This is a genomic window from Paraburkholderia sejongensis (assembly GCF_020880815.1).
Lineage (GTDB): Bacteria > Pseudomonadota > Gammaproteobacteria > Burkholderiales > Burkholderiaceae > Paraburkholderia > Paraburkholderia sejongensis.
The window spans coordinates 235,140-249,905 of sequence record NZ_JAJITD010000008.1 but is presented as its reverse complement, the minus strand read 5'-3'; the positions used below and the strand labels follow the sequence as shown (position 1 = coordinate 249,905).

The 14,766-nt window shown below is 63.9% G+C and carries 11 protein-coding genes and 1 tRNA gene; all 12 read right to left on the bottom strand.

Going from position 1 to position 14,766, the window contains the following annotated elements:
- Positions 1–136: 136 nt before the first annotated feature.
- The 12 genes from LJ656_RS17870 to LJ656_RS17815 all read right to left on the bottom strand — a co-directional run bounded on the left by LJ656_RS17870 (position 137) and on the right by LJ656_RS17815 (position 14,655).
- The gene (locus LJ656_RS17870) at positions 137–1,552 is read right to left on the bottom strand and encodes a TolC family outer membrane protein (RefSeq protein WP_230510709.1); all 1,416 of its coding nucleotides are present in this window, start codon (positions 1,550–1,552) and stop codon (positions 137–139) included.
- Positions 1,545–3,686 carry a peptidase domain-containing ABC transporter gene (locus LJ656_RS17865; protein ID WP_230510708.1) on the bottom strand — a complete coding sequence of 714 codons (2,142 nt, stop codon included), beginning with the start codon at positions 3,684–3,686 and terminating at the stop codon, positions 1,545–1,547. The genes LJ656_RS17870 and LJ656_RS17865 overlap by 8 nt, the downstream gene beginning before the upstream one ends.
- A gap of 2 nt (positions 3,687–3,688) precedes the next feature.
- Positions 3,689–4,885, bottom strand: a complete 1,197-nt coding sequence (locus LJ656_RS17860; protein WP_230510707.1) for an HlyD family secretion protein — start codon at positions 4,883–4,885, stop codon at positions 3,689–3,691.
- Between the two features lie 194 nt (positions 4,886–5,079).
- Positions 5,080–6,015, bottom strand: a complete 936-nt coding sequence (locus tag LJ656_RS17855; protein ID WP_230510706.1) for a lysophospholipid acyltransferase family protein — start codon at positions 6,013–6,015, stop codon at positions 5,080–5,082.
- A 75-nt stretch (positions 6,016–6,090) separates the two neighbouring features.
- Positions 6,091–6,240, bottom strand: coding sequence for a hypothetical protein (locus tag LJ656_RS17850; RefSeq protein WP_230510705.1), 150 nt, complete (start codon positions 6,238–6,240; stop codon positions 6,091–6,093).
- A 207-nt stretch (positions 6,241–6,447) separates the two neighbouring features.
- Entirely contained in the window at positions 6,448–7,497 is a 1,050-nt protein-coding gene (locus LJ656_RS17845) for a fimbrial protein (protein WP_230510704.1), read from the bottom strand.
- 130 nt (positions 7,498–7,627) lie between these two features.
- Entirely contained in the window at positions 7,628–7,852 is a 225-nt protein-coding gene (locus tag LJ656_RS17840) for a hypothetical protein (protein WP_230510703.1), read from the bottom strand.
- Positions 7,853–8,003: 151 nt separating this feature from the next.
- The gene (locus tag LJ656_RS17835) at positions 8,004–10,916 is read right to left on the bottom strand and encodes a fimbria/pilus outer membrane usher protein (RefSeq protein ID WP_230510702.1); all 2,913 of its coding nucleotides are present in this window, start codon (positions 10,914–10,916) and stop codon (positions 8,004–8,006) included.
- A gap of 118 nt (positions 10,917–11,034) precedes the next feature.
- On the bottom strand, positions 11,035–11,883 hold the full coding sequence (locus LJ656_RS17830) for a fimbrial biogenesis chaperone (RefSeq protein ID WP_230510701.1): 849 nt from the start codon (positions 11,881–11,883) through the stop codon (positions 11,035–11,037).
- 125 nt (positions 11,884–12,008) lie between these two features.
- Entirely contained in the window at positions 12,009–12,551 is a 543-nt protein-coding gene (locus LJ656_RS17825; protein WP_230510700.1) for a fimbrial protein, read from the bottom strand.
- A 317-nt stretch (positions 12,552–12,868) separates the two neighbouring features.
- Complete coding sequence (locus LJ656_RS17820) at positions 12,869–13,507, bottom strand: response regulator (RefSeq protein WP_268998668.1); 639 nt, start codon at positions 13,505–13,507, stop codon at positions 12,869–12,871.
- 1,054 nt (positions 13,508–14,561) lie between these two features.
- Positions 14,562–14,655 (bottom strand) — tRNA-Ser (locus LJ656_RS17815).
- Positions 14,656–14,766: the final 111 nt, after the last annotated feature.

Sequence of the window (14,766 nt, the reverse complement as noted above, 5' to 3'; positions counted from 1 at the left end):
TTTAGGTCAATGAAAACCCGAAATCGTTAGTTTTTATTTGCAATTTTTGTCCCGACGGACGAGCGCCGGACTTCGGAAATCGCCCGGCCATTTCAAGATAATTTCAGCGTCGATGTTTTAAAACTTTCAGCCCCGCTCAATGCGCGGGCGCGGCGACGCCGTTGCGGCCATTCGCGGGTGACGCGGCGGAGCCTGCGCCGGCCGCCGCCAGCTGCGCATTGACCGCGGCCACTTCGTCGACATTCAGCGCGGCGGTCTGCGCCTTCAGCTGCAACAGCGCGAGGATCGTGTCGTAGCGCGCGCGCAGCAGATCGCGCTGGTTCGTGTACAGCGTGTCGGTCGCGCGCAGCACGTCGGTGCTGGTGCGGCTGCCGACCCGGTAGCCGATGCGCGTCGCCGCAAGCGCGTCGCGCGAGCTTTGCGCGATACGCGCGAGCAGATCGATGCGCGCGAGTCCCGAGGTGAAGCGCGTGTATGCGTCGCGGGCGGCGGCGCCCGCCTCGCGCGCGGCGGACTCGGCCGCGTCCTCGGCCTGGTCGCGCTGCGCGAACGACTGCCGCAGGCGCGCCTGGATTTCGCCGCCGGAGTACAGCGGGATCGTCACGGTCAGCATCGCGGTCGTCGTGGTGGTCGGACGCGCATAGCCGGAGGCCGCGCCGGCCGGCGTGTAACCCGCCTGCAGATTGACGACCGGATAGTGCGCGGCGCGCGTCTTGCTGACGTCCAGTTTCGCGATCTGCGAGTCGAGCTGCTTGAGCTGCACCGTGTAGCCCTGCGTGCTCGCCTGCGCGACCCAGCTGTCGAGGTCGGCCGGTTCGAGCCGCGGTCGCACCGGCGTGGCCGCGAGCCGCGATAGCGGCGTGAACGGCTGCCCGGTCACCAGTTCGAGCGCCTGGCGTTTCAGATGCAGCGCGCTCGTCGCGTCGAGTTGCTGCAACTGCGCCTGCTGGCTCAATGCATCGGCTTCGCGCAGATCGATCAGCGTCGCGTCGCCGGCCGCGCGGCGCCGCCGCAGTTCGTCGAGCTGGGTGCCGACCGCCGCCCGATAATCGGTCGCGCGTTGCAGTTCGTCTTCGGCGGCGAGTTCGTCGAAGTACGCCTGCGCGGCATGCAGGATCGTGCTCTGGCGCGCGTCCGCATAGGTGAGCGCGCCCTGCGCCTCGACCAGATCGGCCTGCTGGTAGCCGGTCCAGCGCGCCCAGTCGAACAGCGGCTGCGACAGGCTCACGGTCCAGCCGCTCTGCCAGTACGCGACCGGCGTATAGCCCTGATTGGCGATGCGGTTGTAGCCGCGGCCCCAGCCGCCGTCGATGCGCGGCAGCAACGCCGCGCGCGCGATCGGCCGGGCCTGCCGCGCGGCCGCGTAGCCGGCCTCGGCGGCGGCGAGATCGGCGTCGTGGCCGATCGCCTGGTCGACTATCGTCATCAGGTCGACGGCTGGCGCGGGGGGCACGGGGGGCGTCGTCGGGGTGCCGACCACGGTACCGGCCATGGCGGCGGTCGCAATGCAACCGGCCAGCAGAATCAGCAGCATGCCGCCGTGCTTATTCATTTGCAGTGCTCAGGTTGTCGCGAACTTCGCGTTGCGGGTCGGCCTGGATATCGCTCTGCCCTTCCCGCACCAGTTCCCCTTCGTGCAGCCGGTAGCGCCGCCCGAACGCGGCCGCGAGCGACATATCGTGCGTAATCACCACGACCGTGCAGTCGAGCCGCAGCAGCAAAGCCGCCACGCGGCGCACCGACTCCGGATCGAGATTCGACGTCGGTTCGTCAAGCAGCAACACCTCGCGCCGCTGGTACAACGCGCGCGCAAGCAGCAGCCGCTGCCGCTGCCCGGCCGAAATATTGGCGATCGTGTCGCTGATGATCGTGCGGGTGCGCATCGGCAGACGCATCACGTCGGCGAGCAGGCCGACGTCGTCGAGCAGCCGATGAATGCGCTCCTCGTCCGCATGCGCTTCGAACAGCGAGATGTTGTCCGCGATCGAGCCGTGCAGAATCAGGTCGCCCTGGCGCATATGGGTCGCATGGCGGCGGATTTCGTCGACGTGCAGGTTCGGCCACGCGATCCCGTTCAGCGCGATCTGCCCTTCCTGCAGCGGCTCGGCCGCGGCGAGCAGCTTGAACAGCGTCGACTTGCCGCTGCCCGACGGCCCGGTGATCACAATCTTCTCGCCGCGACGAATCTCGAGGTTCGCATTTCTGAGCACCGGCTGGTCCGACACGCCATAGCGGAACGACACACCGCGAATCGACAGGTCGCGAAATTCGCGCACTTCGACCGCTTTCTGAGCGTCCTCGGGCGGCGTATAGCGCTCGCTTTCGCATTTGACGATATCGTCGACGCGCGCGACCGGCACGCTCAGCATGAAGTAGCCGAACACCGCGTTGATCGAGCGCGCGAGCCGCTCCGACAGCAGCGCCTTGTAGATCAGAAACGAATAGAACACGCCGACCGAAATCTGGCCGCCCAGCATCAGCTGCGCGGCGAGCCACGTGATCACGATCATGTCCGCGTAGTCGACCAGTTTCAGGATCGCGTCGCGCAGGCCGCCGAGCTGGTTGCTGGTCAGCGTCGCGGCGATGAAGTCGCGATACTTCGTCATGTAACGCGCTGTGCGGCGCGTCTCGCCTTGCGACAGCTTGATCAGCGAGGCCGCGCGGATCGTCTCGATCAGCGCGTCGTCGCATTGCGCGGAGCGCTCCAGCACCAGCGCGTGGTTGTCACGCATCCGCACGAACAGCGCGAACGCGACCGTCACGTAGAACGCGAAAATCCCGACCGCGACCGCGGTCAGCAGCGGGCTCTGCACCAGCATCAGCACGAACGCGAGCAGCCCGACCGCGATGTCGATATACAGCGACACCGCGGTGCGGGTCGCATAGGTGTTGATCTCGTCCTGTGCCTTCAGGCGTGCGAACAGATCGCCGACGTTGCGCTTCTCGAACCACGGCAGCGGATTGCGCAGCAGATGGCCGAGCAGCCCCTCGGTCATGCCGATCCGCGTGCGCCCTTCGAGCACCTCGACGAGCCGCGCCTGCACGTACTGGCTCAACACGCCGATCGCGAACAGGCTCGCGAAGGTCAGCACGAGCACGTTCAGCAGGTTCAGGTTGTCGGTGGCGACCACGTAGTCGAGCACCAGATTGCCGAGATACGGCATCGCCAGAATCGCGACCTGGCTGCCGAGTGCGACGAACAGCACCTTGGCGATCTGCGCGGACAGCATCGGGTTGCTCGCCCGCACCCGCGCGAGCGCGGCGGCCACCCCGGAATCCGCGCGAATGCGCGGCAATTGCGGAGTCGGCCCGCATTCGAGCAGATAGCCGGACACGTTGGCCGCGAACGTGTCGAGCGACACGCGCCGGCGGCCGCTGGCCGGATCGATGATATGCACGTAGCCACGCCGGTATTTGTCGAACACGACGAAATGTGCGCCGCCGAAGTGGATGATCGAGCCGCGCGCGACCTCGTGCAGATCGGCGACGTCGAAGCGATACGCCTGCACCGCGAGGCCGAATTCGACCGCGACGTCGTACAGGTCCATCAACGTGAGCCCGTTCGCCGAGATCGGCCGGAACGCGGACAGCTCGCGCACTTCGGTCGCGCGACCGAGGTGCGAGAGCACCATCGCGAGACACGCGTAGCCGCATTCGGCCACTTCATTCTGATAGATCGTGCGCACCGTTACCCCCTCAGCATGCGAAACAGCGGCGCCAGTACCCATTCGGCGATGGTCCTGCGTTCGACGACGATGCTCGCGGTCGCGCGCATGCCCGGCAAAATCCGGAACTGCTGGCGCTCGAACACGAACGTGTCGCCGGCCAGCGTGGCCCACGCCATGTAGTCGCCGGCTTCGCTCGCCTTCGCGTCCGACGCGCTGTCCGGCGAGATCTGCGTCTGCACCGTGGTGCTCGAAATCGCGTCGATCCGCGCCGCGTAGGTGCCGAAGCGCTCATACGGAAACGCGTCGAATTTCAGCCGCACCGTGTCGCCTTCGCGCACGAAACCGCGCTGGCGTGACGGTATGCGCAGCGCGGCGCGCAACGGCCCGTGCTCGCGTGTGCCGAGCACGAGCGCGACGTCGGCCGCGGCCAGCGAGCGGCCCGGCACCAGATTCGAAAACGTCACCACGCCGGCCTGCGGCGCGGAGATCGTCTGGTCCTGGCGCAACTGCTCGAAACGCAGCCGGATGTCCTGCAGATCGCGCGCATGCTGCGCATCGAGTTCGCGCAGCTGCGCCTGCAGGTCGGTCTGCGTGCTCTGCTGCGTGGCCAGCTCGCCGACCAGCTGCTGACGCCGCGCGAGACCCTGGGCGACCGCCACCTTGCCCTGATGCACGTCGGCACTCGCCTGCTCGATGCGATCGGCAGTCACGTAGTCGGACACCGATTGCAGCCGCGTGAGCTTGCGCGCGGATTCGTCGGCCAGCGCGCGGTTCTGCGCGATCTGCTGATCGAGCGCCGCCTGCTCCGCGTGGCGGCTTTGCAGCGTCTGCGCGGACGCGGCCAGTTGCGCGCTCAGCGCGGCGCGCCGCTGCGCGTACTGCGTTTCGGAGGTGCGCAGCTGGTCGTCGCGCATCCGCGCGTCGTACACCGGCCGCTGTACCCCGTCGCTGGCGAGCGACAGGTCGCGCTTGAGCTGGAACAGCGGCTGGCCGGCCTTCACGTGCGCCAGCGGCTGCACGTAGATCGCGGACACGAGTCCGCTGAGGCCCTGGATCTTGACCTCGTCGGGCGAGACGATTTCGCTCTGCACGTCCTGCTTCAATTCGATTTCGTGCAGGAACGCGAAGGCGATCGCGCCGATCACCAGCACGGACGTCGCGTAGGCGATCCAGCGCCACGGCACGTCCTTGAACTGCGGAAGTTGAGTCGATTCCATCGATGCTGCTCATGCCCGGATGATTGGCATGCCTTGTTGTCTGTAGCGGCTTGTGCGGCCGGGAAATCAGGCGCTGATGCGCGCCCGCCGATACTTGCCTGCGCGAGCCGTGACAGCCGCGAGCCGTGATATGGGTGACCGCGATAAGCGCGAGCCGTGAATGCGTGATCGGCAGCCTGGCCGCGCCGGGCGTGCTAACGCGACGCGGCGAACGCGTACAGCGACGGATGCCCGGCGGCGAGCCAGCGGCCGTAATTCGCGCGCAGCGCGGTAGCGATGCAGTCGGCCACTTGTTGCGGCGCGTCCGGCGCCGCGAGCGGCAGCGGCTCGAACAGCTCGGCATCGAAGCGGCCGCGCTCGAAAGTCAGATAAAACGGCAACAGCCACGCGTTCAGCGGCGCGCCGAGCCGAAACACGCCGTGGTGAATCCGCGCGTTGCGGCCGAACATCTGGACGCCGACCGTCTCCATCGGATAGCGGTGCATCGTGAAAGGCGGCACGTCGGCGAACAGCACCAGCGCACCGTTGCGCTTGAGCGAACGCACGACGCGCAGGCCAAGTCCGCCGCGGTTGTCGTCGTCGAACGTGTACAGCACGTTCACGCCCGGAATCTGCGCCTGGTCGTTGCCGTACAGATTGCGCGGCATCCCCGACACGACCGCGAGCGAGCGAAGCGCCAGTTGCGCGCGCAATTCGTCGATGACATAAATGTTCGCGTACTGCGACACGTAGTGAAACGGCGACACGATCACCGGACAGCCGGGGTGCGTCTGCCTGAGCCGCGCGATCTGTTGCGCGAGCTTCGCGGCGACCGCCTGCAGGTCGGGCCAATGTTCGACGCCGCGTACGTGGCGGCCGAAATAGATGCGCCGGTCGATCAGATGTTCGAGTGCGCGACTTGTGCGCGCGCGGCGCGTTTCGCGCGGCGCGAGATCCGCGAGATCGGGCCCGGGATCGGCGCGCACCACGCCGTTCGCACGCCGCTTCGCACTGAACAGAGCACCGCTGCGCGCACCTGCGGCCGCGAGCGGCTCGAGCAGCGACGCCGGCACGCGGGCCAGCACAGCGCGTTGGCAGCGATACTTCGCGTAGCGCAGATTCCTGCGCAGCCGTGATGAAAATGAGCGCATAGGCAGCCCCGATCAGAGACGGCGCGAGGGCGGCCGGGTTCGACCGCCCTCGCGCGCACGACCGGTTAGCGGCTATTACGCGCTGGTCACCGGCAGCGGGTTGCCGCCCGTGCCGCCCGTCGACGACGTGTCCGTCGAGCAGCTGGTGGTGATATCGCAGCTGGTCTTGCAGCAGCCACCTGCGACGTTGGCCTTGGCGAGTTCGTTACGATCGATCTGTTGCATTTTTATATCCTGTATTTCGAATTAAAAGGTTTTCCCGGATTCACTAATTCCCCGTAAATCCGGCATGCAAATTATGCCAAATTAATTAATCTATGCAATACGCTTAATAAAATTTGACATAGCGCAAATAACCAACAAAACCCGTTTTATCTTGAAATAATTCCGGAATTAAAATGCCATCGATGTCAATCTGATAACTTCGGTTTTTTATTGATACGACATCGTGAAGGTCGCGACGCCATTGGCGCTGCCGGGCGTCATGGTGCTGTCGATTTTCACGTAACGGCCGCCGAACGGCAGGCTCACGACCGTGTCGGTGCCGGCGGTGGTGCCGAGAAAAATCTGGTTCAGATTACCCGCCACCGATGAATCTGGACCATAAGCGACCGGATTACCGCCTTTCAGGATTTGTATGCCGACGCCTTTCGCGCTGGAATCCGATGTCAACGATAACGCATTCGAATTATTTCCAGGGTTATTACTGTCCGTAAAGGTGATGTAATAACTGGTCGCGACGCCCGAGCAATTCAGGCCGATCTGAAACGGCACGGTATTGGACGTGGAACCCACCGGGCCGAATTGACTGAGCGGCACGTTGCCGAGCGGCACGGAGATCGAAGGCGTGGTGACCGTGCAGGTCTGATTGGTGATTTGCACCGGGTTCGCCAGCGACACCGTGCCCGCGGTCAAGCCGCCGACGGTCGCCGTGAAATACTGCCCCGCTGCGATGGTCTGACTGCTGATCAGCGGCGACAGCTTGATCAGCCGCAGCGTCACGGTCGGTCCGAGGTACGCATAGCATTTGCCGCCCGCTGTCTGACCGCACGACGACGGCTGGAACCACGTTGCCGGCAACGTACCCGTGGCGGTCGAATAGTAGCTCGAGCCCGCTTGCAGCGTGTAGCCGATACCCGTCGAGCCGATCGGCATCACGCTGTTCGAGCCGGACGAACTGCCGCCCTGCAGGTTCGAATAGACGTACGAGGCCGCGGCCGTGCAATACACCCCGGTCGGCGATGCGTTGCTGAACGCCACCGTCGCGGTGCCCTGCCCGATCACGCTGCCCACCGGCGCGTCGCGAGGAATGGTGACGGGCGACGGGATCGAGATCATGAAATTGGACGTGCCGCCCGAGCCCAGCGAACACTGCGCGTGCGCGAAGCCCGGCAGCAGGGTTGCGCCGATCAGCACGAACGCCGGCAGCAGCAGTTTCGACACGACGTGCGTCGCGTCGGCAAATCTGGAGATGAGTTTCATAAGGTTCCTTGCGGTGACCGGTTGCAGCAGAACGCGCGTCGCAGTCGGGACGGCGCGCAAAAAATCGTGCGCCGCCATTGCGCTCGCGCGCGGTGGCGGCGCTGGCGGCGCTGTCGGGGTGCGCCCGCGACTAGTGCACGCCGGGCAACTGCACGAAGCCGACATTGCGGCCGCCGCGACTGTCGGCGTTGCCGGTGTTGGCGGTACTGCTATTGGCGGTCTCAGCCGCCGACGGGCCGGCAGCGCTCACGGCGCCGCCGCTGCCGCCGCTCAGGTTGCGCTGGCTCCACTCGCCGTGGGCCCGCTGCGCCGCCGCGGCGGCGGGATTGCGCGCGATGCCGATGGAACGGACCACCTGCGCGTGCGCCGGCAGGGCCGGCAGAACAGACGCTGCGAGCAGCGAAACAATCAGTAAATGGCGTGCTTTCAATTGAGCGGACCTTGCAGGGTTGATCGAGTGCTGGAGCGCGCGGGCAGCCGGGCCGCCCGCGCCCGCGGTGCGGGTTTCAATGCAGGTGGGTGTTCGCGGCGCCGTCGCCGTCGCCGTGCAGGCGGCCCGCGGTCGAAATCCGCGCGGCCATGCTGACGTTCGCCGCAGCCATGTTCGCCGCCCAGTTCTGCCCGCTCGGCGCGAACGACTGCTGTTCGGCGGGCTCAGGTTGCAGCTCAGGTTGCGACTGCGGCTGTGCCTGCTCGCCGGACGGCTGTGCCGGTCGCTGCGGCGCTTGCGGGTGCGCCTGTACGGCCGGTGTCGCTTGCGGTGTCGCTTGCGGTGTCGCTTGCGGTGTCGCTTGCGGCGCCACTTGCGGTGTCGCCACCGGCGTCGCCACCACACCCGTCGCCGGCGCGACCGCGCCCACGTCGCAAAGCGCGTCGGCGTGCGCGAACATGCCCTTGTCGGCGTCGCGCGGCGGCAACTTGTAGTGCAGCAGACACTGCTGGTCGGCCGCGTCGCCCCACTTCACCGTCAACGCGCCTTCGTCGGCGACGCCGCGCACGAAGAGCCGGCTGCCCTGACCGATCACGCCGACGTCGTGCCCGTCGCTGTCGAGCACATTCGCGCCGAACGGCAGCTTCGCGCCGTTCGGCTGACGCGCGGTGATCACCGCGGCGCGGCCGCTCACCGTGTCGAAATGGATCATCACGACCGAATTCGCGCGCGGCGTGATCTGCTGGGTCGTCGATTTGAACTCGACGTCGAGCGGCAAGCCCTTCGGATCGATGTCGACCAGATTCATCCGGTACGGCATCAGATACGGAATCACCGCATAGCCGCGCGGATCGATTCGCACACCTGTCGAATTGGTGACGCGCGCGCCATACCCGTTTTTCGCCTCGACCACCCCGACCGTGTCGCCGAGATCGTTGGCGAACGTGATGCCGCCCGGATGCGCGACCACCGCGCCGGAAACGCCGCCCGACAGCTGCGAATAGCCGGAGCCGGTGCTGGCGCTGCCGAGGAAGGTCGCATACGGACTGCGGTACTGACCGTTGACGCCGCCGACCGTCGAGCCCGGCGAATTGTTCGCCGTCACGCCGTAGCTGAAGTCGTTGTCCTCGCCGGCGGTGCCGGTCAGCATCGCCTGTTCCGACCAGCCGGTGTTGCTGTCGTGCGCGAAGCTGGTGGCGAGCGTCGGCGCGTGCTGCGACTTGCCGAGCGGTACGGAAACGCTCAGGAATACCTGGTTGTTCATCTGGCCGCTGAGCGTATCGCGCTGGCGCGACAGCGACAGGTTGTAGCTGAAGCTGGTGCCGAGCGCGCGCAGGATGTTGTTGTAGCCGACCTGAAACTGCGTGGTCGTGCCCGAACGGTTCCAGTAGCTGAGCGTCGAGCCGACCACGTACGCGTTGCCGCGACCGTCGCCGAGCCCCTGGTTCATCGTCAGCTGCACCTGGTTGCGCTGGCGGTCGATCGAGTTGGCCGACTGGCCGCGCGAGACCGCGTCGCGTGCGAGCATCGCGTCGCGCAGCCCCCAGAAGCCGCTCGACGAATAGCGATAGGCGGCGACCGCGAAGTTCGTATCGGTGGCCGCGAGCAGCTTGCTGTAGCTGATCCGCACACTCTGCCCCGAGGTCGTGCCGGCGCCGCGAATGCTCGCGTTCGCCTGCGTGACGTCGAGCGCGACCGCGCCGATCGGCGTGTTGAACGCCGCGCCGACGAGCCCCGCCGCATACCCTTGCGCGGCCGTCACGCCGGCATAACCGGTGATCAGATTGTTGATACCGTACTGGAACGTGCCCTGCAGAATGTTCGGGTGACGGTCCAGCTCCGCGTCGCGAATCTGGCCGAGCGCGAAGTTGAAACGCGAGATGCCAGGGCGCAACAGTTGCACGACCGATGCGTACGGCACCGTGAAGCTGCGCTGGGTGCCGTCGGCCTCGGTCACCGTCACCAGCAGGTTGCCGCCGTAACCGGTCGCATACAGATCGTCGATCTCGAACGCGCCCGGCGCGACCGTGGTTTCGTACAGACGGTTGCCGTTCTGCGACACCGTCACACGCGCATTGGTCAACGCGACGCCGCGAATCACCGGCGCGTAGCCGCGCTGCGAATCGGGCCGCATGCGGTCGTCGGTGCCGACCTGCACGCCGCGAATGCCGATGCTGTCGAACACCGCGCCGTCGGTGAACGCATCGCCGAGCGTCAGCTGACTGCTGATGCTGGGCAGATCGTGCTGCACGTACGTCTCGATGTTCTGATACGAGCTCGGTCCGTGCGACTCGAATGTGAACGCGGAATTCTGCCGCAGATGCCAGCTGCCGATATTGATGCCGCTGTTCAGGCCGAGATAGCTCTGCGTGCTGCCGTAACCGGAGCCGGTGACGCGAAACGAATTGAAGTTATACGCGAGCGTCGCGGACGGCACCCCCTCGTCCCAGAACTCGGGGCTCACATAGCCTTGCGGATTGCGCGTGAGCGACGCCTGCGGCACGCTCACGTCGAGCCGCAGATCGGACATGTCGAACGTCACCGATGCGCCCTCGACGATCTCGCCCAGGTCCATGCATTCGCCGCCGCCCGCCAGCACCGCCCGCGCGCTGTCCGTCAGTCTGGTCTGATTCAGGCCGAGCCGGCCGACCAGCGCCTTGTCGAAACACGGCGTCGCGCTGTCGGCGCCTTGCGGCGTGCGGAAGTTCACTGACGGGTGGCCGGCCCAGTTGCCGTTCACGTAGAGGTCGACCGTGTATTCGCCGGGCAGCACCGGGTTGCCGTGCTCGAAGCGCGATACATCGACGCTCTGATTCTTCGGCTTCATCAGGAACTGATCGTCGAACTGAACCTGGGCGATCGTCGAATCGGCGTGTGCGGCAGCCGGAACCCAGCTCGCCAACGCGCCGAGGATCACGAAATGGCTATGCCTGGGCGTGGGCGCTCGGCCCGCGTAACGGTTCCGTTGATGTTGTTGTCTGATACGCATGAATACCGTTCTTTAGACGCTGGACGCGCGTACTACTCGGCACGCGCGATGACTCGGGCGAGTGCCGCGACCGCGCGGGTCGGGGCACCGGATGATTAGGACTGGAGTGGCGCGCGGTTTAAGGCTGGGCGGCGCGCTGCGGCCCGGGCTGCGCTTCAGGCTGCGCTTGCGGGGCCGGCGCGCTTGCTGCGGCTTCGGCCGGCGTGGCTGCCGCGGCGGCTCGCGCCGGCTTGTACTGGCCGGGCGTGCCCGCGCCGTAATCGTTGAGAAACTTGTAGTCGACCTGCAACGGCGCGGCCGGCAACGACGCGACCTTGCCCACGTCGTAGTCCTGGGTCGCGCCGGGGTCGACCATGCCGCCCTTGTCGTCGGTCCACGTCGCGCCGCCCGCTTTCGCGACGACCTGCGTGAAGGTCACGTGATACGGCGTCGGGTTGGTCGCTTCGAGCACATAGCCGGCGCCGTCTTTTTTCGGCACGAACTTCCAGCTGATTTTCGCGGGCGCTTCGTCCGCGCGGCCGGGCAGTCCGTCAGGCCGGAAGAACAGTTTGATGCGCGAGCGGAACGCGAGGCGCAGCATGTTGCGCTCGACCGCGTCTTTCTGCGCGGCGGTGGGCGGCACCTCGAGCACGTTGAGCCAGAACAGCGACTCCTTGTCCTGCGGCAGCGGATCCTGCGTATAGATCAGACGCAGGCTCTGGCCTTTCTTCGGATCGAGCCGGAACAGCGGCGGCGACATCGAGAACGGCACCTGCACTTCGTCCGGCAACGACTTGGGATTGCCGGTATCGAGCCATACCTGCACCAGCGCCGGATCGTTGCCGACGTTGTTCAGTTTGACTGTAATTTCACGGTCGCTCGCGTCGTACACCAGACGCGTTCCGTTGACGACGACACTCGCGTGGGCGATGCCCGCACACATCGACAAGGCGGCCGCTGCCGCCAGTAAATTTTTACGTACCGCCATCTTCTCGCCCCGCTTACCCGGTCCTGCCGGGATGCCACTGAATTCTTCGGACAGCGGCCGGCGCCCATCGGGCCCCGGCCGCTGCCTCACCACGTCATGTACGGCTTACTGCTGCTCCGTACTGCTTACTGATAGACGATCGAGTAGAGCGTCGTCGTGTTGACCGAGCCCGCGCCTGCTGCGCCGCCCGTCGCGACGTATTGCGCAAAGTAGTCGAGCGTTGCGCTGCCGGCCGAGATCGTGGCCGACTGCGAGTTCTGCGAGCTTTGTGCGGCGCCCAGCTGGATTGTGCTGTAGTCCTTGTTCAGCAGGCCGATTTCGACGTTGCTTGCGCTACCCGTTGCGTTCAGCAGACGACCCGTTGCCGTGTCGACCGTTGCGCCCGGTTCGAAGTACGTCAGCGCGGTGCCCGAATCCGGCGAGCAGTTGGTCAGCGCGATGTTGAACGGCGTACGGCCGGCCGTCGAACCGTCTGCTGCCAGCGCCGAGGTCGACACCGTCGGCAGGGTCACCGTGAAGTCCTGACCGCCGCCGTTGCCGCTGATCGTGCAGGTTTGCGCGGTGATGTTGCCGTTGAAGGTGATCGTGCCGTCAGCTGCGTACGATGCCGCCGGAATACCGACTGCTGCTGCGACCGCGACAAATGCGAGTGAACGTGCAAGTTTCATTGTTTTACCTGTTAAATAAATCGTGAATCGAAAACCAACCGATTGAAAAAACAAAATCAGCGCGCGCTGATACTTCGGCTGACATCAGTCATGCCAGTCAAAATCTTAGAGATATCCCAAATTTGCCGACGTCGACTTACTACTATTTTTAATAAAACCCGGAACCATGACTCTATTAAATACATCTGACAAAGTTGCCGTTTTAATTAGCAACCGATGTTCTTGTAAGTATTTCGTAAAAATCAGGCTCCCGGTCGGGCTGAAAAAATTCCGTAAAAATCGACGTTTCGATGGTGGGTGTAAAAAATCCGTAAAAATCAGCCTCGCGACGGCAGCATGTATTCGAACAGCTCGCGGTCATTGGTAAACCCGAGCTTTTTCATGCCCTGCTTTCGCTGGGTACTGACGGTTTGCAGACTCCGGTGACTTAACGCGGCAATTTCGCTGATACTCATTCCGCTCACGTAAAGACGCAGCACTTCGCCCTCGCGCGCCGACAGATGTCCCATTCTGTCGGTATCCGATTCCTCGCAATGGCTTGCACCGGTGATACGGCGCACCGACGGCGCTATATAGAATTGGCCGCGCGACACGCAGCGCACCGCGCTCACCACTTCTTCCGGGGAATCGTTTTTCAGCAACACGCCATGCGCCCGCGATTTGACGACGGCGCTCAGCAGCAGAGGGTTGGTCAGGGTGGTGACGAAGATGACTTTGGTGGCGGGAAAGGTCCGGCGCAGCAGCGCCATCAGCGAGCTTCCGTCCCGATAGACCTTTCCGGGAATTTCAAAGTCGGCCAGCAGCACGTCGACTTCTTTTTCTCGAAGTAATTCCATGATCGCCGTGGAATTGTCCGCCTCCCCCACTACCCTCAAGCCAGCCTGCCTTCCGAAAATACACCGCATTCCTATTCGCAGAATGGAATTGCTGTCGGCGATAGCAATCTTAGTAAGCAAAATCCACCTCCAGACACTGGTTACCTATCACTCACTACGTCCCAACAAACTGATTTTCGATATTTTCGAGATTGGAAATTACTCGCAATCGCATAAATCTGAACCGGGGTAAACAGGATATAAAAAATATTTCAACTTCTCTAATTTGAGATAAGATCACTTGACCAGCACGAGAGCCGATCAACTTTTAATTTTCGTGTGAACCCTGCACTACGTAGTGACCGCTTCCCTAATAGCTTTAATAGCGCGTATTGTCGGCGTCATGCGTCAATTCATTGAATAGGATTAAATCGAAATAATTGTTAATAAACGTCAATATTTGATTAACAATTAGAACAGCGCAGGCGCATTGTGTTACAACTCTTATTCATACTTAATGCATACATTATCTCGAAATAATTGCAATGAATTTAGCGAAATTTATTTCCAGCCTGTATCCACGACACAGCGTTGCGCCAGAATCCAAAAGAAGAATTAATCGCGGGTCGATAGTCCGCGCAGGCACGCTTGCGGATGCGACCGAAGAGTTATGGCAGCGCACGTGAGATGGGGGGGCCGGTTTTCGATCCCTCGGTTGCCTTGAAAGCGCGAAGACAGGACGCCGCGATGCCTCGCTCGCAGGCTTGGTGCCGGAGCGTGCTGCTGAATGGAGGTGTGGCGGCCGCAGTGAAGCGGTGCTCATCGCGCCGACGCGCGCGTGCTGGTAATGACTGTCGGCCGGAGAGAACAGCGGAGCCATTTAATCTGGAGACCTACATATCGGAGGCAAACGTGCTCCGACTCGCTCGGGCGGCGTGACGGCGCCGCGTTTGCACTGCCTCCAAAACCCGCACCGTCACGAGCGGCGCATGCAATAGCCGGGGCGATACTGGGAACCCGCGCAGACTCACAATGCCGCAAGCACTGCGGGCAAGCTACGGAGAAATCCGTCACGCGCGAGCCGACGGCCAGAGGAAGCAACGAGAAGGAAAAAACGCGGGAAAGCCGCCAAACACGGCCAGAAAAACAAAAACCCCGCAGAGCCTAGACTCTGCGGGGTTCTCTCTACCACTTCTGGCGGAGACGGAGGGATTCGAACCCTCGATCCAGGTTTTGGCCCAGATGCTCCCTTAGCAGGGGAGTGCCTTCGACCTCTCGGCCACGTCTCCCAAACTTTCTTTCGCACAGGGAGTCAGTGCGAAGAAGCCAAGATAATAGCGGGCGAAGCCGATAAGGTCAATGTCTGACGAACATTTTTTGTGCCAATTCGACGCTGGCGA